The 24,387-nt window shown below is 55.5% G+C and carries 25 protein-coding genes; 9 read left to right on the forward strand and 16 right to left on the reverse strand.

Annotation, left to right across the window (positions count from 1 at the left end):
• The first annotated feature begins 86 nt into the window (after positions 1–86).
• Together IEW65_RS07910 and IEW65_RS07915 are read left to right on the forward strand one after the other, a co-directional pair.
• Entirely contained in the window at positions 87–1,712 is a 1,626-nt protein-coding gene (locus tag IEW65_RS07910) for a BCCT family transporter (RefSeq protein ID WP_188638955.1), read from the forward strand.
• A 44-nt stretch (positions 1,713–1,756) separates the two neighbouring features.
• Positions 1,757–1,903 (forward strand): hypothetical protein, encoded by a 147-nt coding sequence (locus IEW65_RS07915; protein WP_188638956.1) that lies wholly within the window; start codon positions 1,757–1,759, stop codon positions 1,901–1,903.
• A 34-nt stretch (positions 1,904–1,937) separates the two neighbouring features.
• Here the strand turns inward: IEW65_RS07915 and IEW65_RS07920 are convergent, their stop codons facing one another.
• Genes IEW65_RS07920 through IEW65_RS07930 form a run of 3 tightly spaced genes read right to left on the reverse strand, consistent with a single transcriptional unit; the run spans position 1,938 to position 4,733 of the window.
• Positions 1,938–3,203 (reverse strand): GGDEF domain-containing protein, encoded by a 1,266-nt coding sequence (locus IEW65_RS07920; protein ID WP_229755505.1) that lies wholly within the window; start codon positions 3,201–3,203, stop codon positions 1,938–1,940.
• Complete coding sequence (locus IEW65_RS07925) at positions 3,200–3,937, reverse strand: substrate-binding periplasmic protein (protein ID WP_229755506.1); 738 nt, start codon at positions 3,935–3,937, stop codon at positions 3,200–3,202. The genes IEW65_RS07920 and IEW65_RS07925 overlap by 4 nt, the downstream gene beginning before the upstream one ends.
• The gene (locus IEW65_RS07930; RefSeq protein WP_188638957.1) at positions 3,930–4,733 is read right to left on the reverse strand and encodes a substrate-binding periplasmic protein; all 804 of its coding nucleotides are present in this window, start codon (positions 4,731–4,733) and stop codon (positions 3,930–3,932) included. Before IEW65_RS07930 ends, IEW65_RS07925 begins: the two co-directional genes overlap by 8 nt.
• A gap of 143 nt (positions 4,734–4,876) precedes the next feature.
• Between IEW65_RS07930 and IEW65_RS07935 the strand changes: the two genes are divergently transcribed.
• From IEW65_RS07935 to IEW65_RS07945, 3 genes are all read left to right on the forward strand, one after another.
• Positions 4,877–6,223 (forward strand): MFS transporter, encoded by a 1,347-nt coding sequence (locus tag IEW65_RS07935; protein WP_188638958.1) that lies wholly within the window; start codon positions 4,877–4,879, stop codon positions 6,221–6,223.
• Positions 6,224–6,238: 15 nt separating this feature from the next.
• Positions 6,239–6,754 (forward strand): retropepsin-like aspartic protease family protein, encoded by a 516-nt coding sequence (locus IEW65_RS07940; RefSeq protein WP_188638959.1) that lies wholly within the window; start codon positions 6,239–6,241, stop codon positions 6,752–6,754.
• Between the two features lie 71 nt (positions 6,755–6,825).
• Positions 6,826–7,005, forward strand: coding sequence for a PLDc N-terminal domain-containing protein (locus IEW65_RS07945; protein ID WP_188638960.1), 180 nt, complete (start codon positions 6,826–6,828; stop codon positions 7,003–7,005).
• 77 nt (positions 7,006–7,082) lie between these two features.
• Here IEW65_RS07945 and IEW65_RS07950 read toward each other — a convergent pair whose 3' ends face one another.
• On the reverse strand, positions 7,083–7,226 hold the full coding sequence (locus IEW65_RS07950) for a hypothetical protein (RefSeq protein ID WP_188638961.1): 144 nt from the start codon (positions 7,224–7,226) through the stop codon (positions 7,083–7,085).
• A 227-nt stretch (positions 7,227–7,453) separates the two neighbouring features.
• Between IEW65_RS07950 and IEW65_RS07955 the strand changes: the two genes are divergently transcribed.
• Positions 7,454–8,212, forward strand: a complete 759-nt coding sequence (locus tag IEW65_RS07955; protein ID WP_159343173.1) for a winged helix-turn-helix domain-containing protein — start codon at positions 7,454–7,456, stop codon at positions 8,210–8,212.
• 15 nt (positions 8,213–8,227) lie between these two features.
• Positions 8,228–9,850 (forward strand): ATP-binding protein, encoded by a 1,623-nt coding sequence (locus IEW65_RS07960; protein WP_188638962.1) that lies wholly within the window; start codon positions 8,228–8,230, stop codon positions 9,848–9,850.
• Here IEW65_RS07960 and IEW65_RS07965 read toward each other — a convergent pair.
• Positions 9,813–10,751 carry a LysR family transcriptional regulator gene (locus tag IEW65_RS07965; RefSeq protein ID WP_188638963.1) on the reverse strand — a complete coding sequence of 313 codons (939 nt, stop codon included), beginning with the start codon at positions 10,749–10,751 and terminating at the stop codon, positions 9,813–9,815. The two genes, IEW65_RS07960 and IEW65_RS07965, sit on opposite strands and share 38 nt — an antisense overlap.
• 99 nt (positions 10,752–10,850) lie before the next feature.
• Here IEW65_RS07965 and metE point away from each other — a divergent pair, with 99 nt between their 5' ends.
• Positions 10,851–13,148: a 5-methyltetrahydropteroyltriglutamate--homocysteine S-methyltransferase gene (gene metE / locus IEW65_RS07970; RefSeq protein WP_188638964.1), complete on the forward strand. Its 2,298-nt coding sequence runs from the start codon at positions 10,851–10,853 to the stop codon at positions 13,146–13,148.
• Between the two features lie 55 nt (positions 13,149–13,203).
• On the opposite strand, the gene ppk1 is transcribed toward metE, so the two are convergent.
• Complete coding sequence (ppk1, locus tag IEW65_RS07975; RefSeq protein ID WP_188638965.1) at positions 13,204–15,405, reverse strand: polyphosphate kinase 1; 2,202 nt, start codon at positions 15,403–15,405, stop codon at positions 13,204–13,206.
• Positions 15,406–15,529: 124 nt separating this feature from the next.
• Complete coding sequence (gene hemB / locus IEW65_RS07980; RefSeq protein ID WP_188638966.1) at positions 15,530–16,537, reverse strand: porphobilinogen synthase; 1,008 nt, start codon at positions 16,535–16,537, stop codon at positions 15,530–15,532.
• 160 nt (positions 16,538–16,697) lie between these two features.
• Between hemB and elbB the strand changes: the two genes are divergently transcribed.
• Entirely contained in the window at positions 16,698–17,357 is a 660-nt protein-coding gene (elbB, locus tag IEW65_RS07985) for an isoprenoid biosynthesis glyoxalase ElbB (protein WP_188638967.1), read from the forward strand.
• Between the two features lie 88 nt (positions 17,358–17,445).
• Here the strand turns inward: elbB and tatC are convergent, their stop codons facing one another.
• The 9 genes from tatC to hslU form a co-directional block, all read right to left on the reverse strand.
• Complete coding sequence (gene tatC, locus IEW65_RS07990) at positions 17,446–18,228, reverse strand: twin-arginine translocase subunit TatC (RefSeq protein WP_188638968.1); 783 nt, start codon at positions 18,226–18,228, stop codon at positions 17,446–17,448.
• Positions 18,225–18,689, reverse strand: a complete 465-nt coding sequence (tatB, locus tag IEW65_RS07995) for a Sec-independent protein translocase protein TatB (protein ID WP_188638969.1) — start codon at positions 18,687–18,689, stop codon at positions 18,225–18,227. Before tatB ends, tatC begins: the two co-directional genes overlap by 4 nt.
• A gap of 3 nt (positions 18,690–18,692) precedes the next feature.
• Positions 18,693–18,965, reverse strand: coding sequence for a Sec-independent protein translocase subunit TatA (tatA, locus tag IEW65_RS08000; RefSeq protein ID WP_044630489.1), 273 nt, complete (start codon positions 18,963–18,965; stop codon positions 18,693–18,695).
• 24 nt (positions 18,966–18,989) lie between these two features.
• Entirely contained in the window at positions 18,990–19,343 is a 354-nt protein-coding gene (locus IEW65_RS08005) for a phosphoribosyl-ATP diphosphatase (protein ID WP_188638970.1), read from the reverse strand.
• A gap of 52 nt (positions 19,344–19,395) precedes the next feature.
• Positions 19,396–21,018 carry a ubiquinone biosynthesis regulatory protein kinase UbiB gene (ubiB, locus tag IEW65_RS08010; RefSeq protein ID WP_188638971.1) on the reverse strand — a complete coding sequence of 541 codons (1,623 nt, stop codon included), beginning with the start codon at positions 21,016–21,018 and terminating at the stop codon, positions 19,396–19,398.
• Positions 21,018–21,671, reverse strand: a complete 654-nt coding sequence (locus tag IEW65_RS08015) for a ubiquinone biosynthesis accessory factor UbiJ (RefSeq protein ID WP_188638972.1) — start codon at positions 21,669–21,671, stop codon at positions 21,018–21,020. Before IEW65_RS08015 ends, ubiB begins: the two co-directional genes overlap by 1 nt.
• 43 nt (positions 21,672–21,714) lie before the next feature.
• Positions 21,715–22,470: a bifunctional demethylmenaquinone methyltransferase/2-methoxy-6-polyprenyl-1,4-benzoquinol methylase UbiE gene (gene ubiE / locus IEW65_RS08020; protein ID WP_188638973.1), complete on the reverse strand. Its 756-nt coding sequence runs from the start codon at positions 22,468–22,470 to the stop codon at positions 21,715–21,717.
• 121 nt (positions 22,471–22,591) lie between these two features.
• Complete coding sequence (locus tag IEW65_RS08025) at positions 22,592–22,975, reverse strand: gamma-butyrobetaine hydroxylase family protein (protein ID WP_054641528.1); 384 nt, start codon at positions 22,973–22,975, stop codon at positions 22,592–22,594.
• A gap of 87 nt (positions 22,976–23,062) precedes the next feature.
• Positions 23,063–24,385: an ATP-dependent protease ATPase subunit HslU gene (hslU, locus tag IEW65_RS08030; RefSeq protein WP_188638974.1), complete on the reverse strand. Its 1,323-nt coding sequence runs from the start codon at positions 24,383–24,385 to the stop codon at positions 23,063–23,065.
• Positions 24,386–24,387: the final 2 nt, after the last annotated feature.

Below are 24,387 nucleotides of genomic sequence, written 5' to 3' on the forward strand. Positions count from 1 at the left end.
ATTTTTTTGTGAGCTAACGTTTTATAAGCTGATTTTATGAGCGATCGCTTTTATGAATCTCTTTGTTCATTAACCAGGGTGGTGCTATGACAAACCATGGAGGTAAGTCGGTGTTTATCGCATCGACGGTAATTATTTTTGGCCTAGTCGTCGTGGGGGCCGCATTTCCAGTTGCGTTTGGTAGCGCTGCGGAAGCCGCCCTTGCATCGATTACCGAGTTGTTTGGCTGGTTTTATCTTTTCTCAGTATTTGGCTTCGTCGTATTTTTGATTGGTTTAGCGCTGAGTAAATACGGCAAAGTGCGCTTGGGGCCTCAGGACAGTACGCCAAGCTATAGCTTTTTCTCATGGATTAGCATGCTACTGGCCGCAGGCTTTGGGGTAGGGCTGGTGTTTTACGGCATGGCCGAACCCATGACGCACTACATTAACCCGCCTTACGGCGATGTGCCGGCTGAAAGCGAAGCGGCTGCGCGCTATGCCATTCAGTACAGCTACTTTAATTGGGGGATTCATCAGTGGGCGGCATTCTCCGTGGTGGGGCTGATTATTGCTTACTTTCAGTTCCGTAAGGGGCAGGCGGGCTTGGTGTCCTCCGTGCTCTCTTCAGTAACGGCTAAGCATCCTCGTGTACGCCCATATGCTTCTTGGTTGGATGTGTTTGCAGTCGTTGCCACCGTCATGGGCGTGGCAACATCGCTAGGGCTTGGTGTATTACAAATGAATGGCGGCCTTAACGCTGTGTTTGGCCTGCCGGAGAACGGCTTTTGGCAGTTTGTCATTCTATTTGTGATGTTCTGTGCCTATATGGCGTCTACGTGGTCTGGGTTAGATAAAGGGATTAAACGCTTATCTAACTTAAACATGGTGCTATGTATTGGCCTGATGCTTTATGTGTTGGTGACAGGCCCCACCATCGCTATTTTAGAAACGATAACGCTGGGTATTGGTGATTACCTGCAAAATTTTATTGGTATGAGCCTGCGTATTTCTCCCTATGGTGATAATGAATGGGCCAGCAGTTGGACGATTTTTTACTGGGCGTGGGTCATTGCCTGGTCGCCTTTTGTGGGCACCTTTGTGGCACGCGTTTCTCGCGGGCGCACCATTAAAGAGTACGTGTTTGGGGTGCTGTTTGTGCCGCCTTTATTAGCGTGCCTTTGGATCGGTGTCTTTGGTGGTGCGGCGCTTCATCTGGAATTGAACGGCACGGACGTAGGTCTTGCAGCAGCGACAGAGGCAAATATTACCGTCGCGCTGTTTGAGATGTTTGATTTGATGCCTTTCTCAGGCGTGCTGTCGGTAGTGGCGATGATGCTGATTTTCATTTTTTTGGTGACGTCAGCCGATTCTGCTTCGTACATCGTGGCGCAAATGACCGATAATGGCTCCATCAATCCGCCGCTTTATAAGCGCGTGGTGTGGGGCGTACTGATTGCCGCGATTTGTCTGACGCTAATTGTGGCTGGCGGCCTCTCTGGGCTGCAGTCCGCAGCGGTGCTTTCAGCGCTGCCGTTTACCTTTATTCTGTATATGATGGTGATTGTGCTGGTGCGTGAGCTGCGTGCGGATCGTAAAGCGATGTTGACCCAGCTCTACCGTCGTCATGGCGAAACCCCCGTTGGTGCAGACGCCTTTGAAGCGGAGCAGCTCGGAGAAGAGGAGCGGCTGCGCCGTGCGCCCAGCGTGGTAAATCGGCGCATTAATAGCTAAACAACGGCTTCAGTAGAGGAAGCACCTATGGAAACAGCGTGCTAATGGCTCGACAGGGACGTCACGGAGCAACGCGTCGGCAGCCCAAAGGGGTTGCCTTTGACCGCTGGTTAGATCGAGTGGTTACCGTTGCTGTCGTAACAGCGATGGTGGTGGGTCTATCCGCAGTCATTGCGCATTGGCTGCTGTGACGCAGAGCTTATTGATGCCTACACGAACGCCCGGCTAAGCCGGGCGTTCGTGTATCTCGATGCGGTTACGTCCACGACGCTTGGCCAGGTAGAGCTGTTCATCGGCTTGGCTAAGCAAGTCATCGGCGCTCAGTGGTCGCATGGGCGACATGCTGGCCACGCCCATACTCGCCGTTAGGTGCGAATGAGTGCTGGAGTAGGCGTGGGGAATGGCAAGAGAGAGCACCGCTTGGCGCAGGCATTGAGCAACCCGTACCGCTTCTTTGTCGTCTTTACCTGGCAGTACGCAAATAAACTCTTCGCCGCCGTAGCGAGCCAGCAGGTCACGGCTTGAGTCAATACACTGATTAAGCGCAGCGGCGACCGCACGCAGCGTGTCATCGCCCATAGCGTGGCCATAGTGATCGTTAAATTCTTTAAAATTATCAATATCAATAAAGATGACGGACAGAGGCCGTTTGGCGCGCTTAGCCCATTGCCACTGCTGCGCCATGAACATATCGAAGTGACGACGGTTTGCTACGCCGGTTAAGCCGTCATACTGGGAAAGCTGGTGCAGATGGTCGCGCTGCTCTAAGCCTGACTGAAACGCGTTAAGCAGATGATCCAGACTCTCTACCAAATGACCCAGTTCGTCATCATGGTGGCCCTTGAGAGTGGGTTTGGGCCACTGGCCGGGTCGCGTTGGGTCCGTTAGGGTAATGGCGGCGTGGACCTTCAATAGCGGGCGGGTAATAAAAATATGAAATAGCGCGATGACCAAGCCACTGAGTAAAAATGCCTCCAAGACACTTCTTCCAACGATCGCATAGCCTCGGGCTAAGAACTCTCGGGTGAGATACACCGTATCCAGTGAGAGGGCTATTTCACCGACGGTGGCTTCCGGGGTCTCACTGCCCATGTAATAGCGTAGTGGCATCTCATGATACACAATGTCGCCAAAAAGCCGTTGGCTGAGCCAGCTGGGTGAGGTGTTCTGAGAGGGGTGAAACTCTGCCAGGGCACGACCAAAATCGTCTCGGATCGCTACCTGTGAAATTTCACTATTGCTAAATAAGCCAAAGGCGATTTGGTGGGCTAGGTCCGGATTAAGTTGAAAAGCCGCCTCAGCAGCTGCGCCGTTCACAATGGCTAACTGCTGAAGAGTGCGCTTTTGAACGTCTTCACGCATGCTGCTGGCGTGCCCGAGGAGTTCGATGCTGCCCGCTACCAGGCTGATCATCACGGCGATTAACAGCGTTAGCAGGGCTTGCTTGAGCGTCAAGCGACCGCTGGCGAGAGAAGGCTTGGCAGCGCTCAAGGCAATAGCTCCTGCTGAAGGGTGGGGGGTGCGTCTAGGTGGCGCTGAAGGCCTTCAATGATGTTACGTTCAACGCTAGGGTGGCAGGCAAGATAGAGCGGCGCGTAATAAAACGTGAATAAGTGCTCAATCGCTAGTTCACGCTCATCAGCAAAGTATTGCCCCGTGGCTCTACCGGTCACAATCACATCCAGTAGACCGGCCGCCAAGCGTGCCATATTCTCCCGCTCAGTGGGGGCTCGCAGCACCGTAACGCCTTTGCTGGCAACGTAATCCCCTACGGCGTCCTCGCGAAAGCTGCCCACTCGCCACTCGTTTAAGTCGTCAAGCTGTGTCACATCAAGCTGCCGTTCGACGAGGCCAAAGGCAGCCCATTCATTAATCACGAGTGGCCCCACCCAATGAAACTGCTGCTCTCTTTCGGGGGTGCGGGTGGTGGAGTAAACGCAATGATGGTCGCGCAGCCTTGCCTCAGTATAAGCACGTGCCCAAGGCAGTATGCGAAAATGCGCCTCAACGCCTGCATGGGACAGCGCGTTACGCAACTGCTGCGTGGCAGTACCCACCACGACACCTTGTGCGTTTTGATAATTAAACGGAGGATACTCTTCTGTATTGATGGTCAGTGGCGGCGTTTGGGCGCGGGCAAGCGTGTTGGGCTGGCCGACCAGTAACATACTCAGTGCAACAAGCAGCCAGTAAGGCTTGAAAGAAGAGAGGGAGTGCTTAACCATCACCACCTGCCTGTACGGCTAGCGAGAGCGACGTTGCACGCTCGAACGCCTGCTGCAACTGGGCCACCAGCTGCGGGTCCGTGTCGGGGTTGATGGCAAAGTACAGATAAGACTCGCTGAGCGTATAGAGCGGTTCCACGATATCGCTGGGATAGTCCGCCTGCTCGGCAATCCATTTGGCGACGTCGGTGCTGTAGGCCCATAGGTCGACGCGTTCATGTAACAGCATATGCAGCGCGCTGCGGTTATCAATGGCTGGCCGAACCAGTGTGTCAGGGTAACCGGCTTCGATGAGCGCTTGAGCACCAATATCCTCGCGGATAACGGCGACACTCAAGCCCTGCTCAATAGCGTCTTCAACAGACGCCACCTGGATATTAGCGCCTTGTCGAGCCAGCAACACAACATGATCCTGGGCGATAGGGCCGATCCACTTAAACCGGGACTCTCTGCTAGCAGTACGCGTCGTCGAAAAGAGCACCGTATTAGGACGGTGAAGGGCGAGTTCATAGCCACGCACCCAAGGGTAATAGCGTATATTACGTCTATCGAGCGGCGTGTCGGTGTGGGCCAGCATGGCCTGAAGAAGATCGATGGACGTTCCTGCTAAACGATCACCCTCTAGGTAATTGTAAGGCGGGTACTCTTCGGTAATAAAAGTAAGCGACGCCAGCGAGACAGTTGAATCGTCAGCAGCAACACGATCAGCAGAAAGAGAAGCGATTAACCACACGCACCCTAGCAACAGTGACAGGGTGGCGAGTAAACGCTTTTTTATAATGTTGCCATGCGCCATCTAACTGCGTCCCTGTTATTAATTTAATCTAGCAAAGTTAGAGTAACTTTGTGTTTCTGTCACCTCTATTCTGTTAACGCTGTCCATAGCAGTGCGACATCGCTAACTGATAATCTTACGCCTCTTTTTAAGCGAGCACTGATATGCCGTCTGCAACTGCCTCTCCTGCCGCAACACCCTACGCCACACGGCGAGAAATTTTTGGCTGGGCAATGTTTGATTTTGCTAATCAAGCCTACACGCTGCTCATTATTACCGTGGTATTTGGTGAGCTATTTACGACGGTCATCGTCGGTGAACGTGATGATGGCTACCGTTTAGCGAATTTTTTATGGAGTTTAGCCTTAGCCATCAGTTATTTAATGGTCGTCATTAGTGCCCCACTTTGTGGTGCCATTATGGATTACCGTGCTGAAAAGAAGCGCTTTTTGCTGTTCAGCTACATGGCAACCGTGGCGACCACGGCCATGCTCTATTTTGTCGAGCCCGGCTATGTAGTGCTTGGCCTCTTACTGATCGTGCTCTCCAACTACGCCTATTCCATGGGGGAATCATTTATTGCCGCTTTTTTGCCAGAGTTGGGCCCGCCCGATGCGCTGGGCAAGATTTCCGGCTTTGGTTGGGCGCTAGGCTATATCGGGGGCCTTGTCGCGGCAGGCTTCACACTGATCGTGCTAGGAGAAGCCACGGCGGACAATTTTGAGCGTATCCGTTGGGTAGGCCCCTTTGCTGCTGGCTTCTTTTTAGTGGCCGCCATCCCCACGTTTTTATGGTTGAAAGAGCGGGGAGTGGCTAAACCCCGTGGCGTTTCCTATCGCCATATTGCCCGGCAACGGTTGTTGGGTACTTTCCATGAATTACGCTACTTCAAAGATTTAAGTATTTTCTTAGTGTCATTGCTGTTTTCCATGGCGGGCGTCTACATCATTATCGCGTTTGCATTTATCTATGGCGCTCAGGTCATTGGTTGGGATGAGAGTGTGCGCAATATCATGTTTATTATTGTGCAAGTCACCGCCGCTGCTGGGGCCATCGGATTTGGCTTCTTACAAGATAAGTTGGGAGCCAAGCACACCTATCAAATGACCCTGGCGCTGTGGGTGGCCGCTATTATCGCGATCTGGGCAACGCCCGAGTTAACCGTATGGCTCAATGAGCAGTTTGGGTGGCAGTGGCAGGCTCAGCATGTGTTTTTGGTGGTTGGCTGCTTAGCCGGGTTGAGTTTAGGTTCTAGCCAATCGGCAAGTCGCGCCTTGGTGGGCGTCTTCTCGCCACTAGAGAAATCCGCAGAGTTTTTCGGCTTTTGGGGGTTGGCCAACAAGCTGGCGGGGGTGTTAGGCATTGTCATGTTAGGTGTTTTGCAAACGCTGATTGGTCTGCAAGCGTCTATTCTTCTCTGTGTAGGGCTGTTTATTGCAGCGATGCTGATTTGTGTTGGCGTCAACGAGCGTCGTGGCCGCGAAGCGGCAATGGCCTGGAAAAGCTCCTAATACATGAGGTGAGCAATGGCGACACACAGGCCACAGCGGGGCGGCATTGTGATGATGCTGCTATTTTGGGTGCTCTTGATGGCGGTGGGAACGTGGTGGATACAGGGCGGGCTTGAAGAGATCTTGCACCCCAACGTGAACATCATGAACACTTCACCTGATAACGGCCCCGTTACGCTCAAGCGTAATCGAGCTGGGCACTTTGAAGCGCCAGGGCAAATTAACGGTGAACCCGTCACCTTTTTGTTGGATACCGGGGCGACTTACGTGGCGGTACCTGGGGAGCTGGCTAAACGGCTGCGCCTTGAACCGGGTCGCAGCGCTTGGTTTAACACTGCCAATGGTCGTGTGGAGGGCAACCTGACTCAACTTGATGAAGTCGTGTTGGGAGGCATCAGGATGAACAGCGTGCAAGGCTCAATTAGCCCCGGCATGGAGCGCGATACGGTGCTGTTGGGGATGAGCTTTTTAAACCAGTTGGCGATTGAAATTCGCGGCGGAGAAATGGTTCTACGCCTGCCAGAACCGTAATGGCGACTTGTGTGTGTAGCAGTGATGTGCTTAGCTAAAGGCTCATGGATGCTAAAACGCAAGGAGTGACAATGGGTATTGAAGTCGGCGGTTTATTAGGTCTGATCTGGCTCGTCATCGTGGTATGGGCCATCGTTAAAGTTGCCAAAAGCTCGGCCGGTGGGTTGGCCAAATTGCTCTGGATTCTCGCGCTGCTGGTATTTCCTTTGGTGGGGTTAATCGCTTGGTTCTTATTTGGCCCTAAAGGGTAGCCAAGGTCATAGCAAGATGCGCATAAAAAAAGGCAGGCCTTGTTGGCCTGCCTTTTTTTATGCAGCGATAAACAGTGCTATTCATCAAGCGAGGCGTTGCCATCGCTCGGCGGTGCTTTGTAGTGCCCAGGGATTCTCAGCTTCTCACCGTTGGGCAGGTCGCGCACTTGTGTTGGAACATAGACACGTTTAATGACACTTTTAGCTTTGCCACTTCCCATGGCGATCTCCTCCTGTCAGATTGTCGACAGTTTGCCACTTCACATTAGCGCTTGATGTTAGAAGAATCAAGCTGACTCATAGCGTCAAGTGAAGGAAGCCTTGCGAACGTTGATGAAGGGGCAGGCGTTAGCAAGGTTTTAAGGTATCCTGGGAGCTATCACAACCTGCTTTTGCAACGGGTGAGCGGGTGATATTACAAACTGCCTAAGCGGAGTGAAGAAAAAGGATGGTAGATCACTTGGAACAGCAATTTCAAGCACTTGGGGCACAGGATTCGGTCACCCCCGACTACCCCGATCAGGATCACGTGCTGATTATTGAAGATGATCAGCGCTTGGCGGAGCTCACCCGCGACTACCTGGAAGCGAATGGCTTCCAAGTCACGTTAGAAGCGGATGGCGCAAAAGGCGTAGATCGTATTTTAACGCTTCAGCCTGATTTGGTGATTTTGGATCTCATGTTGCCTGGCGAAGATGGTTTGGCGATCTGTCGCCGTGTGCGGCCTAATTTTGCCGGCCCCATTATGATGCTAACCGCCCGCACCGATGATCTTGATCAGGTGCTGGGGCTAGAGATGGGCGCAGACGACTACGTGCCGAAACCCGTGCAGCCTAGAGTGTTGCTGGCGCGTATGCGAGCGCTTCTACGCCGAGCCGACGGGCCTGCACCTGATGGCGAGATGCGCCTGAAGTTCGAAAATCTGGAAATTGATAATGCCACCCGAGAAGCTTGGCTCTCGGGTGACCGCATTGATCTCACCAGCGCGGAGTTTGACCTTTTGTGGTTGCTGGCGCGTAACGCTGGTCGCGTGTTGACCCGCGAAGAGATTTTCAGTGACCTGCGAGGCATTAAATACGACGGCCAAGACCGCTCAATTGATGTGCGCGTCTCGCGTATTCGACCTAAAATCGGCGACGACCCTAATCAGCCACACCGCATTAAAACGGTGCGCAGTAAAGGCTACCTGTTTGTGAAGGATAGCTAAAAGAGAGGTTATCTAATGCGCCGAGTGCTTAGCCACGGCACGTTTTTGCGTTTCTACTTACTGCTGGGCCTAGCACTATGCGTGGTGTTTTTTATCGCGTTAGGCGGTCGTTCGTTTATTGAGCAGGTAAGGCGTGAAGATTACCGTGAGCAGCTCGCCGCGCTACCTATGTCCTTAATGACCCAGCAGCTGGCTAGCGTGGCGATAGAGCAGCGGGAAGCGCTGCTGGGTCACTTTTCTGAACAGCTAGGGATGCAGCTCGCATTGCGAAGCACGAGCGACGCTCAGCTCGGTTATTTTGAGCGAGCAAGAATTGAGCGAGGCACGGTATTGGTCTCAGAGGAGCCGTGGCAACTACGCCAGCGGCTGCCCATGGCCAACACAGGTGGTGAACAATGGATGCTGGAAGCCACGTTTGGAGCATGGAGTGAGCGCCAGTGGCAAGGCAGCATGGTTTTACTTGGTGAGTGGCTTTCCGCTATGCCTGTTGAGCAGAGGCAACACGCCCTGGCGCAATTGCGTCCTGGAAGTTGGCCACTCAGTCTGCTCAATGCACTGCCCGATGACTTAACCACCGAGCAGCAGTTTCAGCTAACACTGGGGGGCGTGATTACTCGGCTGGTCTCTGACAAGCTCGCTATTACCCTGCTGTATCAACTGCCAAATACCTCTGGCGGTGCTGATCAATGGCTTCAGGCAGGCCCCATTTCTCGGGGTGACACGCTTCCGCTTAATTTGCACTTGCCGCTATTGGTTGCGCTGATGGTCGTGTTAAGCCTGATCATTTACCTGATTATGCGCAGCATTGAATCGCGCATGTCGCGGCTAGAGTTAGCGGCCACGCGAATTGCCAGCGGTCGCTTGGAAACCCGCGTCAAAGTGGAAAGTGGCGATTTCCTCGGGCGTTTAGGCATGGCGTTTAACGGCATGGCGAATCAGGTGCAGAGTCTGCTGCGCGGCCAGCAGGAGATGATTCGTGCGGTGTCTCATGAGCTGCGCACCCCGGTGGCACGTATTCGTTTTGCGGTACAGATGGTGGAGGATATGACCGACCAGCCCGCCATTCAGCGTCAGCTCCAGGGCATTGATGCGGATATCGCGGAGCTGGATGAGTTGGTAGATGAAATTTTAACCTACGCGCGGTTAGGCGGCGAAACGGTTAACGGGGCTGAGTTGGAAATGGCGCTAGTGGATTGTCGTGCCATGGCCGAACGGGTGATTGATACCCTGGCACCGCTGCACAGTGGGCAGACATTAACCTTGGTACCTGGGCCAGATATTGAGCTTCTGGCAGAGCCGCGTTACCTACAGCGGGCGCTACAAAACCTAGTGGGGAACGCCTGCCGCTATGGTAAATCTCAGGTAGTGATTCGTCTGTGGGATGAGCCGCAACTTGTGCGTATTGATGTAGAAGATGATGGGCCGGGTATCCCTTTCGACGCGCGTGCCGATGTTTTCAAGCCTTTTGCGCGCTTAGATGATAGCCGGGCCCGCAGCTCCGGTGGTTACGGGCTTGGTCTTTCGATTGTGCAGAAAATCATGACAGGCCATGGCGGTAGTGTCACCGTGGATAGCAGCCCGGCGCTGGGCGGCGCACGTTTTACGCTGCTGATTCCTCGTCGCGATTCGCCGGTTTAATACCTGACAACACCGCAAAGGAGGTCTCCTTGGCGGTGCGCAAAAAATCCTGCATCCACGGCGCTTCCGCCGACTCTTCCCGAATGGCGGCGTAAAGCGTGCTCCAAATGCCGTGCTCGCCCAGCTTTACTGCGCTGACATAGTCGCGCTCTAAATACTCCGTGAGTGCCCAGTTGGGCAGTGCGCACACGCCGCGCCCACTCGCCACCAGTTGCATCATCATAATCGTTAGCTCTGCCGTGCGGATCTCTTTGGGCCGCACATTGGCCGGAGCCAAAAATTGGGTAAACACATCCAGCCGCGACTGCTCTACCGGGTAGGTAATCAGTGTCTCTTCAGCCAGGGCCTGAGGGGTAATAAACGGCTGACCGGCAAAAGCGTGCTGGCGGGCCACCGCTAGCAGCCCCTCATAACGAAATAGCGGCACGTAGTGAACGCCATCCAACGGCTGAGGGTCGGCGGTAATCACTAAATCCAACTGCTCTCTGGCCAAGGCCGGCAGCGGGTCAAAGTGGTGGCCGCTAGGAATATCAATCTCTACTTCCGGCCAGTGGTCGCGAAAGTAATCCACTGTCGGCATTAGCCACTGAAAACAGCTATGGCACTCAATGGCCATATGCAGACGCCCCTGCTCGGTACCCGCAAGGCGTGCTAAATCCCGCTCGGCTTTGCGTACCTCCGGCAAAATTTCATCGGCCAGCGCCAGAAGCCGCAGCCCCGCCCGCGTAAATTCTACTGGCCGCGTTTTGCGCACAAACAGCGCGCTATCTACCCGGCTTTCTAAATCTTTTAGCTGGTGGGAAAGGGCCGACTGGGTAAGGTGTACCCGCTCTGCGGCCTCTACCAGCGAGCCGGTTTCGCGCAGTGCCAGCAGCGTGCGCAGATGGCGTAATTCAATCATTGTGAGTAATTTTCATGGTTGGTATTAAAAACTTTAGTTTGATTCACGTTGAGTGGATGCCCAAACTGTGTGAAATCATTCACGTTGGAAGGATTCATCATGACAGTTTCTCATATTCTCGGCTATCCCCGCATTGGCGCGCAGCGCGAACTGAAAAAAGTCACTGAAGCCTATTGGAAGGGCGATGTTACCCGTGAAGCGCTAGAGGCGACTGGCCAAGCGCTGCGTCTTTCCCACTGGCAAACCCAGCAGGCCGCTGGTCTGGATATGGTGAGCGTTGGCGATTTTGCGTTTTATGATCAAGTGCTTAACGTCTCGGTTATGCTGGGTGCGGTGCCTGCCCGCTTCAACGCCCAACAAGAAGTGAGCACTGGCAGCGTGGATCTGGACACAGCGTTTCGCATGGCCCGAGGCCGCGCCCCCAGCGGCACGCCCGCTGCTGCGTGTGAAATGACTAAATACTTTGATACCAATTATCACTACCTCGTCCCTGAGCTGCATAAAGGGCAAGCCTTTACCTTGGCTTCCCAGCGTCTCTTTGACGAGGTAGAGGAAGCACTGCAGGCGGGCTTTACGCCTAAAGTCACGCTCACCGGGCCGCTAACGTGGCTGTGGCTGGGCAAGACCAAAGGGCAAGAGTTTGACCGCCTTGAACTTCTCGATAGTGTATTGGATGTCTACAGCGACATTCTTTCGCGCCTAGCGACCCAAGGCATTGAGTGGGTGCAGTTGGATGAGCCTGCGCTAGTACAAGATTTGCCATTGGCTTGGCAGCAAGCGTATGAGCGTGCTTATCACCGCTTGCAATCGGCACCGGTGAAGCTTTTGGTGGCGACCTACTTTGGTGCTCTAGGCGACAATCTCTCGCTCACCACTCGGCTACCGGTGGATGGTCTTCATATTGATGCCGTGCGAGCGCCAGGGCAAGTAGAGAGTGTGATTGACCGATTAAGCCCTCATCAAGTGCTGTCGGTGGGGTTAGTGGATGGACGAAATATTTGGCGCGCTGACCTGGCAGCGCTGCGCGAGCGCTTGCTGCCGTTAAAGGTTCGGTTGGGGCAGCGGCTGTGGCTAGCGCCCAGCTGTTCGCTGCTTCACGTACCGGTAGATCTTCGACAAGAAACCGAACTGGACGCTGAGCTGGTGAACTGGCTGGCCTTTGCCCGCCAGAAGCTGGACGAAGTGGTGACGTTGGCCCGGCTAATAGATAACCGCACTACGCCGGCAGATGAGCAGCGCTTGAGCGCCGCGACACGCGCCTTGGATGAGCGTCGGGAGTCCGCGCGTATTCATCAGCCTGCAGTAAGTGAGCGCTTAGCCGCTATCACGGCCCAGGATAGCCAGCGCCAATCGCCCTATGCCCAGCGCTCCCACGCCCAGCGTCGGCTACTTGCGCTGCCGCTGTTCCCCACGACCACCATTGGCTCATTCCCCCAGACGGATGCCATTCGTGCCGCACGCCGGGCTTTCAAAGCCGGTGAGCTCAGCCAAGCGGACTACGAAGCGCGGATGCGCGAAGAGATTGCCTACGCAGTAGAGCGCCAGGAAGCATTAGGATTAGATGTGCCGGTGCACGGCGAGGCCGAACGTAACGATATGGTGGAGTATTTTGGTGAGCAGTTGGACGGCTTTGCGTTTACTCGCTTCGGCTGGGTGCAGAGCTATGGTTCCCGCTGCGTGAAACCGCCGATTATCTTTGGTGATGTAACACGCCCCACGCCGATGACCGTGCGCTGGAGCGAGTATGCCCAGTCGCTGACGCAAAAGCCGATGAAAGGCATGCTCACCGGGCCGGTGACGATTCTGCAGTGGTCGTTTGTGCGCGATGATCAGCCCCGCGCGACAACCTGCCGCCAAATTGCTTTGGCATTGCGTGATGAGGTGTGCGATTTGGAAAAAGCCGGTATTCATGTGATTCAAATTGATGAGCCGGCGCTGCGTGAAGGACTGCCGCTGCGCCAAAGCGAGTGGCAAGCGTACCTGGACTGGGCTGTTGAGAGCTTCCAGCTAAGCGCGGCAGGCGTGTCCGATAGCACCCAGATTCATACCCACATGTGCTATTCGGAGTTCAACGACATCATTGGGGCCATTGCCGCGCTAGATGCCGATGTGATTACCATTGAGACCTCCCGCTCGGATATGCAGCTGCTTAATGCCTTCCAAGACTTTGCATACCCCAATGAAATAGGGCCGGGGGTTTATGATATCCACACGCCCAATATTCCTGATATCGAGTGGATGGTGACGCTGATGGAGAAAGCGCTAGAGAAGATCCCTGCAGAGCGGCTGTGGGTGAATCCAGACTGTGGCTTGAAGACCCGTGGCTGGGCAGAAGTAGAGCCTGCCCTGGCCAATATGGTGGAAGCCGCTCATCAACTGCGCCAACGCTACGCATAACGCACTGAAAACGCTGAGGTGACTGCCCCGCTGCTACGGCAGCGGGGCGGTTGTATTAACTCTTAGACGCGTAGGCGTAAAGCAGCGTTTCCTGGGCGCTAATCGCATCGCCGTTGCCTGGGTCCTGTAGCTGGTAGCTGCCGTCGCTTTGCAGTAGCCAGCTCTGGCAGTTATCCACCAAGTAGGTCTCCAGGTCTTTGCGTACCCGGGTGGCGAGCTTTTTATCCAGCAGCGGGAAGCAGGTCTCTACCCGGTGGAACATGTTGCGCGACATAAAGTCCGCGCTAGAGCACCAGATTTCCGGCTTGCCGTCGTTGTGGAAGTGAAACACCCGCGTGTGCTCTAGGAAGCGGCCAATAATCGAGCGAACGCGAATATTTTCTGAGACGCCCGGCACGCCTGGTTTCAAACAGCACATACCGCGAATAATCAGGTCGCACTCCACGCCCGCCTGGGAGGCTCGATACAGCGCTTTAATCAGCTTGGGCTCAGTGAGCGAGTTGCACTTGATAATGATATGGCCGCGTTTGCCTTTACGTGCCACCTGGGCTTCCCGATCAATCATCTCGACTAAGCGCTCGTGCAGCGTAAAGGGCGCATGCAGCAGCGTATCAATCTTGCGCGCTCGGCCCATCCCGGAAAGCTGCTGGAACACTTTATGCACATCGGCACACAGCGGCTTATTGGCAGTGAGCAGGCTGTAATCGGTGTACAGCTTGGCGGTTTTGGAGTGGTAGTTACCGGTGCCCAGGTGGGCGTAGTGGCGCAGTTCGCCTTTTTCACGGCGCACGATATGCAGCATTTTAGCGTGAGTTTTATAGGCCATAATGCCGTAAATCACGATAGCGCCCGCCTCTTGCAGCCGTGACGCCAACTGCAGGTTGTCGGCTTCGTCAAAGCGTGCCCGCAGCTCAATCACCACCGTGACTTCTTTACCCTGGCTGGCAGCATCTACCAGCGCGCTGACAATGGGAGAGTCTGAGCCGGTGCGGTAGAGCGTTTGCTTGATGGCCAGCACGTCGGGGTCTCGGGCGGCTTCCCGGAGTAGATCTTCAATCGGTGAGAAGGATTGGAAAGGGTGGTGCAGCAAAATATCGCTTTTAGCGATAGCGGTGAACAGGCTACCGCCTTTTAGCGCTTTAGGAACGCTAGGGGTAAAGGGGCGATACAGGAGTTCTGGCCGATCAACGTCGCCCAACACCGCCATCATGCGCGTTAAGTTCACTGGCCCTTGCACGCGATACAGGTCGCCGCTCTCTAAATCGAACTGACGCAGTAAGAAACTGATTAAATCGTCTGGGCAGTTGTCGGCCACCTCCAAGCGTACGCCGCTGCCGTAGCGTCGGGCTAACAGTTCACCGCGTAGCGCCGAGGCTAGGTCGGAGACCTCTTCAGGGTCGACGGTCATATCCGCGTTGCGGGTTAGACGGAACTGGTAACAGCCGCGCACGCGCATGCCGGGGAACAGCTCTTCGGCGTGTGCGTGAATCATCGACGATAGGAAAACGTATTCGGAAAAGCCTTCTGCGCAGAGCTCTTTCGGCAGCGCCATTAGGCGGGGCAGCGAGCGTGGTGCGGGCAGAATCGCCATGCCGCCTGCGCGTCCAAAGGCGTCTTTCCCTTCAAGCTCGACAATAAAGTTGAGGCTCTTATTAACCAGCCGTGGGAACGGGTGGGAAGGGTCAAGGCCAATAGGGCTAATGACCGGCATGATTTCGTTATCGAAAAAGTCCCGTACCCAGGCTTTTTGCTCGTCGGTCCACTGATCACGACGGCGAAAGCGCAGCCCCTGAGCTTCCAGCGCAGGCAGCAGGGTATCGTTGAGGATCTGGTACTGGCGGGCTATTTGCTGATGGGCGATCTCGGAAATTTCAGCTAACACCGCTTTTGGCAAGCGGCCGTCGGCAGCGGTGGTGTCGTCACCTAACGCCATTTGGTGCTTCAGCCCAGCCACGCGAATCTCGAAAAACTCATCCATGTTCGATGAGAAAATAAGCAAAAACATCAACCGGTTAAGCAGCGGGTGCGCGTCGTCCAACGCCTGCTCTAAGACGCGAATATTGAACTGTAAGTGAGAAAGCTCGCGGTTAAAGTAGAGCTGAGGGTCGTCAAGGTCCGCTTCTGTATGAACCTCTTTGGCTTGAACCCCGGTGGGCGTGCGGTTAATACGCAGCGGTGCAATATCGGATTCGCCGCTCGTTTGATCATTGGGCGGTACTGGTAGTGCTGGCGTGGAATCTATTGCATTGTCGTCCATGGTTGCCCCCCGCGGTAGTGGTTCTTGCCCATCATAGCGTTATAACGTTTAGTAAAGGGAGTATGCAGAGGGAAGATGACAAACAGGTGTCACCGATTTGTCATCTTAATGGCATCTATGGCGCTTAACGCTGTAGCAGGCGGGCGGCCTCTAGGGCAAAGTAGGTCAAAATGCCGTCGGCACCGGCGCGTTTAAAGCACATTAGCGATTCAAGAATCACCGGTTCTGCTTCTAGCCAGCCATTATCAAACGCGGCGCGGTGCATGGCGTACTCACCGCTGACCTGGTAGGCAAAAGTGGGCACCTGAAGCTCACTTTTCACCCGGCGCACCACGTCTAGGTAGGGCATGCCCGGTTTAACCATGACCATGTCGGCACCCTCGGCAATGTCCATTGCCACCTCGTGCAGCGCTTCATCGCTGTTGGCGGGGTCCATCTGATAGGTGCGTTTATCCGCCTTGCCCAGATTGGCCGCTGAGCCGACCGCATCGCGGAAGGGGCCGTAGTAGTGGGAAGCGTACTTAGCGCTGTAGGCCATAATGCGCACGTTGTGCAGATGCTCCTGCTCCAGCACCTGACGAATGGCCCCAATGCGGCCGTCCATCATGTCAGATGGAGCTACAACATCTGCGCCTGCTTCGGCGTGAGAAAGTGCCTGCTTGAGCAGCGTATCCACCGTGCGGTCGTTCTGTACGTAGCCGTGCTGATCCAGAATGCCGTCCTGGCCGTGGCTGGTGTAGGGGTCTAACGCCACATCGGTAATAATGCCTAGCTCCGGCAGCGCCTCTTTGAGAGCGCGCACGCTGCGCTGTACCAAGCCGCTGGCGTTATAGGCCTCTTCGGCCAGCTCGCTTTTCTGCTCAGGGCCAATCACTGGGAACAGCGCCAGCGCGGGAATACCTAGCGCATAGGCTTCGCGGGCTTGCTCAATTAACAGATCAATTGAGAGGCGCTCGACGCCGGGCATGGAAGCGACCGCTTCGCGCTGATTTTCACCCTCTAAAACAAACACCGGCAGAATCAAGTCGCTGGGCGTCAGCGTAGACTCCTGCATTAAGCGGCGGGAGAAGTCATCCCGGCGCATACGGCGCATTCGGGTGGCGGGGAAATGGCGTGGGCTTGGGGTATTCAACGGCTATCTCCAGACAATCGCATAGTGGCTGCCCCGTGTATCAGGGCTTAGTGTGAGTATATCAGTCATGCCATGCAGCGAAAGCCGCCTTGTGGCGGCGATAGAGACTGACTAAAGTGAGCCATTCAGCCACACGGATGGCTTGGACAAGGAGAGAGGCATGACGAAGCAGGTAGCAGTCGTACTGGCAGGTTGTGGCGTGTTTGATGGCTCGGAAATTTATGAGACCACTTTGACGCTGCTTCGCCTAGATCAATTGGGAATCGGTTATCGCTGCTTTGCCCCGGATGTGGCGCAGCACCATGTGATTAATCATCTGGACCAGACGCCGGTAGAAGGCGAGAGCCGTAATGTGTTGCAAGAGTCAGCCCGCTTGGCGCGCAGTGATATTAGCCCGATCACTGAGCTGGATTCCGATGCGTTTGATGCAGTGATTGTGCCGGGTGGTTTTGGGGTTGCCAAAAACCTCTCTGACTTCGCCATGCAGGGCGACAATATGCAGGTGCTTGAGAGTGTTAAAGAGGCATTAGCGGGCTTTAAAGAGGACGCTAAGCCTATTGGCTTAATGTGCATTGCGCCTGTTATGGTGCCGCGTCTGCTGGGCGACGGGATTTCAGTCACCATTGGCCATGATCCGGGCGTGTCTGGCGCCATCAGCGCCATGGGCGGCCTGCACCGCAGCTGCGGTGTGGAAGATATCGTCGTGGATCACGAGCATCGCGTAGTGACCACGCCTGCGTATATGCTTGCTACGCGTATTAGCGAAGCCGCGACAGGGATCTTTAAGCTGGTAGACCGCATTGATGAAATGATGGGCTGAGCAATAGCGCAGTCACTATCCGTAGGGAAAAAAGCCTCTGTCATCGTGGGATGACAGAGGCTTTTTAGTGTCGCTTAGCGTCGCGTGTTTACGACTCCTGCTCCTCGGCGTCTTCTTCTACCCGGCGCTTACGAACCAGGCGGCCAAACAGCAGCCCCACTTCATAAAGCAGGTACATGGGAATCGCCAGCAGGCTTTGGGAAATCACATCCGGCGGCGTGAGCAGCATGCCGACGACAAAGCAGCCTAAAATAATATAGGGACGCTTTTTGGAGAGGCTCTCAACTGTGGTTGCCCCAGACAAAATCAGCAAAAACGTTGCGATGGGAATCTCAAACGCTACCCCAAATGCGAAAAATAGCTTCAATACAAAGTTGAGGTACTGATTAATATCGGTCATGACCGCGACGTTTTCCGGGCCGGTTTGAGTAAAAAACTCAAACAGCAGCGGAAATACGACGTAGTAGGCAAACGCTGCACCGGCATAAAACAGCGCGACGCTAGAGACCAAAATAGGAATGGCCAGCATCTTCTCGTTATCGTAGAGCCCCGGCGCGACAAACGCCCAGGCCTGATGCAGCACAAATGGAATGGCAATAAAGACAGCCACCACCAGGGTAAGCTTAAACGGCGCTAAAAACGGTGAGGCAACCTCGGTGGCGATCATCTGCGAGCCTTCTGGCAGCAGCGCCATTAGCGGCTCTGCCACAAAGGTGTAGATGTCGTTTGCAAACGCATAAAGCCCTAGAAAAACCACCAAGATAACCACCACCGCCTTCATCAAGCGCGAACGCAGCTCAATGAGGTGCTCAATGAGAGGCGCTTGGCTTTGGTCGTTGTGCGGCTCCTGGGAATCGCCAGACATACTCATTGGTGGTTGCTATCCTTTTGCTGTTCGGCTTTGTCGGAAGGAGTTGAAGAAGGCGCTGGGAGATCTTCACGTACAGTTTGTAGCGCGTCATCCAGCCGTGCACTGGCCTTGGCAACCCGCTGTTCGGTGGCGTCCTGGGCCGCTGCCTGAGCCGTAGTGCTGTTGTCGATATTGCTAGTGGCCGTGCGGTTAGGAGAAGGCGCGTCAGTGATGCTCTCCACCTCCTGTTTTGCTTTCTTCAGGCTATCGTCAAGCTTCTGCTGCTGCTCGTTCAGCTTTTGACGTAGCTCTTCCGCTTCCAGCTGTGCACTGATCTCACGCTGCATGCCGGATACCGTACGCTTGATCTTGCCGATCCATAACCCCGTGGTGCGTGCTGCCTTGGGAAGGCGCTCAGGGCCGAGCACCAGAAGCGCCACGATGCCAATGAGCATGAGTTCAAGAAAACCGATATCCAGCATGGCTTATTTGCGCTCTTCGTTGCGGTCAGCGGCAGCGCGTTTCTCTTCCGCCTGTACGTCGTAGGTGTTGCCTGCTTCTTCGTGGCTTACCTTCGCTTGAGGCTGGTCGGCGTCTTTCTTGTCGCCCTCTTTTTCCTCTTCGTGCATGGCTTTCTTAAAGCCTTTCACAGCACCGCCTAGGTCGGTGCCTACGTTCCGCAGTTTTTTGGTGCCGAAAATCAGGATGATAATGCCCAGAACAATCAGCAACTGCCAAATACTGATACCACCTAACATATGCATTTCCTCATCGGTGCAGGGTTAACGTTGTGATCGGGACGCTTTTTCGTCGTGGCCAGAAATACCGAACCGCCGCGCGAGTTCATCAAGTACCCGCTGATGGTCAAGATCCAAGTGCGACAGCATGACAAGGCTATGAAACCACAGGTCGGCCGTTTCGGCGATCAACGCTTCACGATGCTGCTCGCTACCGTGCTCTGCGTCTTTGGCTGCCAGCAGCGTTTCAGTGGCTTCTTCGCCGACTTTTTCGAGTATCTTGTTCAAACCCTTATGATGCAAGGAGGCAACATAAGAATCTTCTGGATTGGCGTGGCGTCGCTGCTTTAAAACGTCAGCAAGAGCGTCAAGCACAGGGGCGTGGGTAGCGTCGGTCATGGTGTACTCTTTATCAATCGGCGGCGTCGATTCGTCAAGGGGTGCGGGTGCATCAATTCCACAATAGCAGCACTAAGCCAGCCCCGGCAGCAGCGAGTATTGGCCAATCCTGAGTAGCGGCCCAGTTGCTGAGCGGCTGCCAAGCCAACGCAATGGCCACTAAGGCAAGGCCAATGCGCAGCCGATGCTGGCGTTTGCCCTGTTGGCTTATCTGGCGACGCATTTGGCTAATGGCGGTCACCTGCTGGTGGCGCTGACGATGCTCATGCTCCATGCGGCTAAGCGCCTGATGAGCCAGTACTGGCAGTTCAGGCAGCTGATGAGAAAGCTCTGGTGCTTGGCGCTTGAGGGACTCCCATAGCCCGCCAATGCCTGCTCGCTCTTTCATCCATTTCTCTAGGTAGGGCTTGGCGGTGCTCCAAAGGTCCAGGTCGGGGTAGAGTTGGCGGCCCAGGCCTTCAATATTGAGCAGCGTCTTTTGCAACAGCACCAGTTGGGGCTGCACTTCCATGTTAAAGCGCCGCGCAGTTTGGAAAAGTCCTAGCAGCACCTGCCCAAACGAGATGTCTTTCAGTGGCTTCTCTAAAATCGGCTCGCATACCGTACGAATGGCTGCGGCAAACTCGTTGGCGCGAGTGTTTTCACCTACCCAGCCCGACTCAATGTGCAGCGCCGCGACCTCGTAGTAATCCTGGTGAAAAAACGCCAGCAGGTTACGGGCCAAGTAGTCCTGATCTTCCCGCGTTAGGCTGCCCACAATGCCACAGTCAATCGCAATATATTGCGGGTCATCTGGGTCATCGCAATTAACAAAGATGTTGCCAGGGTGCATGTCCGCATGGAAAAAGTTATCGCGAAATACCTGGGTGAAGAAGATTTCTACTCCGCGCTCGGCGAGCTTTTTCAGGTTGGTGCCGCGGGCGATGAGGGTGTCCAAATCGGCCACCGGTACGCCGCGAATACGCTCTTGCACCATGACATGGCGGCGGGTGTAGGGCCAGTAGATAGTGGGCACGAACAGCAGCGGTGAGTCTTTGAAATTACGCTTTAGCTGCGAGGTGTTGGCGGCTTCTTTATAGAGATCCAGCTCATCAAACAGCGTGGCTTCGTAATCACGGATCACTTCCACGGGGCGCAAACGCTTAGCTTCAGGCACTTTGGCCAGTAGCTTGGCGACCTGATACATCAAGCCCATGTCTTGGCGCATGATGCGGTCAATGCCGGGACGGATAATTTTGACCACCACGTCTTCGCCGCTGTGCAGCGTAGCGGCGTGCACCTGCGCAATCGACGCTGAAGCTAGCGGCACCTGATCGAAGGCGGCAAACGCCTCTTGAAGCGACATCTCCAGCTCTTTCTCTACCCGCGCCGCGGCTAGTTCACCGGGGAAGGGCGGCACCTGGTCTTGCAGGCGTTTAAGCTCGTCGGCGATATCTTCGGGCAGCAGGTCGCGGCGGGTAGAGAGCATCTGGCCAAATTTAATAAAAATCGGCCCTAGCGCTTCAAGTGCTAAACGCAGGCGCTCGCCACGGCTGCGTTGGCCCACCGGCACTAGCTTGAGCGGTGAACACCGCAGCAACACACGCATCCATAACGGCAGGCGCTCAATGGGCAGCAAGGTGTCTAAACGGTGCCGAGTGACCACCCAGACAATTTTAAACAGCCGCAGGCTCATCAGCGCTGCTCCTTAGGCGTTGGCTGCGCCGCTGTTAGACGCTTATGCAAGCGAGTAAGTCGCGCTTCTAGCCTGTCAGTGGCGATCTCAAGCTCAGTCAGATGGTCGCGTAGCACGTCCCGCTGCTGGCGGCCGGGCAATAAGCGAGCTTCTTCAAACACGTACTCTGACACATCCTGAAAAAGCTCATCTTTAGCACGCAGCCCCCAGCGGGCAGCGCGGCGAATACCTTCGGCCAGTGAGTGGGCGGGCAGGTCACCTAGCCAGCGCGCCAGCTCGCCCTCCCAGTCGATATCCAGGTCAAACAGCAGGTCGCGGGTTGCTTCTAGCAGGTGAATACGGCCACGCACCGCGAGCTTGCCATCAAACATCAGGCGTTCAATAGAAGCGCCGCTCAGCCACTCGGAGAGCGTTTCAGGGGTTAGCTCTACGACGGCATCAACGTCGGTCTCTTCCACCTCATCGCCATGCTGCAGGTCAATGCCCGTCGCGTGGTAGCACAGAAGCAGCGCTAAATGAGGTTTCTCAAGCCGCACCAGCAGGCGACTGCCCGCCAGCGCCGCCAGCCGCGTCGGTGCGGCTGGGTCGCGGGCAAGTAGAGCATTTAACGTGCGTTCACATCCGGCCAGCAGCAGGGTCGGGGTGACTAGCATGCTGACCTCTGGTGCCAGGGGATGATCGCTTGATGCTGCTGTGTCATAGCTTGATGCCGCGGTGGAGGGCGACAATACCGCCGGTCAGGTTGGTGTACTCAACCCGCTCAAGCCCGGCTGTTTCCATCATGCCTTTCAGCGTTTCTTGATCCGGATGCATGCGGATCGATTCGGCCAAGTAGCGATAGCTCTCGCCGTCACCCGCCACCAGCTCGCCCATTTTCGGCAGCAGGCGGAAGGAGTACTCATCGTAGGCTTTGGAAAGTAGCGGATTGTTGGGTTTGGAGAACTCCAGCACCAGCAGGCGGCCACCTGGCTTCAGTACCCGTGCCATGGAGCGCAGCGCGGCATCTTTATCCGTGACGTTGCGCAGGCCAAAAGCAATCGTGATGCAGTCGAAGCTGTTATCTGGGAAGGGCAGGCACTCGGCGTTGGCCTGCACGTACTCCACGTTGCCGCCCACGCCATTATCCATCAGCTTGTCGCGGCCAACGCGTAACATGGAGGCATTGATATCGGCCAAGACGACTTTACCGCGCGGGCCGACTAAACGGGAGAACTTGAGAGTGAGGTCGCCTGTGCCGCCAGCAATATCCAGCACATGGTGCCCTGGGCGAACGCCTGCACGCTCAATAGTGAGGCGCTTCCACACCCGGTGGATGCCCATGGACATCAGGTCGTTCATCACGTCATAGCGGGCGGCGACTGAGTGGAACACATCGGCCACGCGAGAGGCTTTCTCGTCGACCGGTACTTCTTGGTAGCCGAAATGGGTAGTGCGCTTTTCGGTGGGGCTCATGGGGCTTTAGCTCCCGAGTTCGAGGCGGTAGTTGTCGACCGTTAGGTCATCGCAATAAATGGTTGGCAACATTGTAGCCTTCCCGACCCCAATTTGTCTGCGCTTCACCTGGGGCACCGCGTCACAGCTGCTTGAATTGAATGCCCGCAGGCTCGCGGGAGGCACCTGCCTCTTCCAAGCGTTTGAGATAGTTCTGCCAATACGCGTCTTGGTGTGTGGCAAGATCAAACAGGTAGTTCCAGCTGAAGAGACCGCTGTCGTGACCGTCATCAAAATGCAGCTTGAGCGCGTAGTTACCGGCCTGAGTAATGTTTTGCAGGCCCACTTCCTTTTTACCGACTTGCAGTACGGCCGTATCGCCGCCGTGACCGCGCACTTCGGCAGAAGGGGAGTAAACCCTTAACAGCTCAACGGGCAGCCGATAGGTGTCACCGCTGGCATAGCCAAGTTCAAGCTCGCGAGCCTGTTTATGGTAGTGAACCCGTGTGGGCGTCGGGGCGTTCATGAATACGGGAACCTCGTGACGATAAGTAGCAAAAGCAGCCTGCCCGCAAAGCGGGCAAGCTGCCGGTGGCTTTACCGATAGTAGCGCTTACAGAATATAGCGCGACAGGTCTTCGTCGACCGCCAGTTCGCCTAGCTGAGCGTTGACGTAGTCGGCGTCGATCACCAAGGGGCTGTCCATATCACCGCCCTTGAACGAGGCCTCCTCCAGCAGACGCTCCAGCACGGTGTGCAGGCGGCGTGCGCCGATGTTTTCAGTGCCTTCGTTTACTTGCCAGGAGATTTCGGCAATGCGCTCAATACCGTCTGGGGTGAACTCAAGGTCCAGCCCTTCGGTGGCCAGCAGCGCTTGGTACTGCTTGGTCAGTGAGGCAGACGGCTCGGTGAGAATCCGCTTGAAGTCGCCCGGCGTTAGTGCATCCAGCTCAACGCGAATCGGCAAACGACCCTGCAGTTCCGGAATCAGATCAGAAGGGCGCGAGAGGTGGAAAGCACCGGAGGCGATAAACAGAATGTGATCGGTTTTGACCATGCCGTACTTGGTTGAGACCGTCGAGCCTTCAATCAGCGGCAGCAGGTCGCGCTGCACGCCTTCACGGGAGACTTCGCCACCGCTGGACTGGCCGCTGCCCTTGGCGACTTTGTCGATCTCGTCCAGGAACACAATGCCGTGCTGCTCAACGGCTTCCACCGCGCGGGCTTTGATCTCTTCTTCGTTGACCAGTTTGCCGGCCTCTTCATCACGTAGCAGCACCAGCGCCTCTTTCACGGTCACGCGGCGCTGCTCACGCTTCTGCTGGCCCATGTTGGAGAACAGGCTCTGCAGTTGGCTGGTCATCTCTTCCATGCCCGGCGGGGTCATGATGTCGATACCTTGGCCGTGAGAGGAGATCTCAATATCGATCTCTTTATCGTCAAGCTGGCCTTCACGCAGCTTTTTGCGGAAGGTTTGACGGGTGCCGCTATCTTCGCGGGGCTTATCTTCCTGGCCACGGGGCGGCGGCAGCAGGGCGTCGAGTACGCGGTCTTCAGCGGCGTCTTCGGCGCGGTGGCCGACTTCTTCCTTGGCGTGCTCGCGGACCATCTTGATCGCCGCTTCCATCAGGTCGCGGATGATTGACTCGACGTCGCGGCCCACGTAGCCCACTTCGGTGAACTTGGTGGCTTCTACTTTGATAAACGGCGCGCGGGCCAGCTTCGCCAACCGGCGGGCAATTTCGGTTTTACCCACGCCGGTGGGGCCAATCATCAGAATGTTTTTTGGCGTCACTTCCGGGCGCAGCTCGTCGTCGAGCTGCATGCGACGCCAGCGGTTACGCAGAGCAATGGCAACGGCGCGCTTGGCATCTTGCTGGCCGATAATGTACTGATCCAGCGCATGGACGATTTCGCGGGGTGTCATCTGGGTCATTA

It is taken from the genome of Vreelandella lutescens, from assembly GCF_014640815.1.
Taxonomy (GTDB): Bacteria; Pseudomonadota; Gammaproteobacteria; order Pseudomonadales; family Halomonadaceae; genus Vreelandella; species Vreelandella lutescens.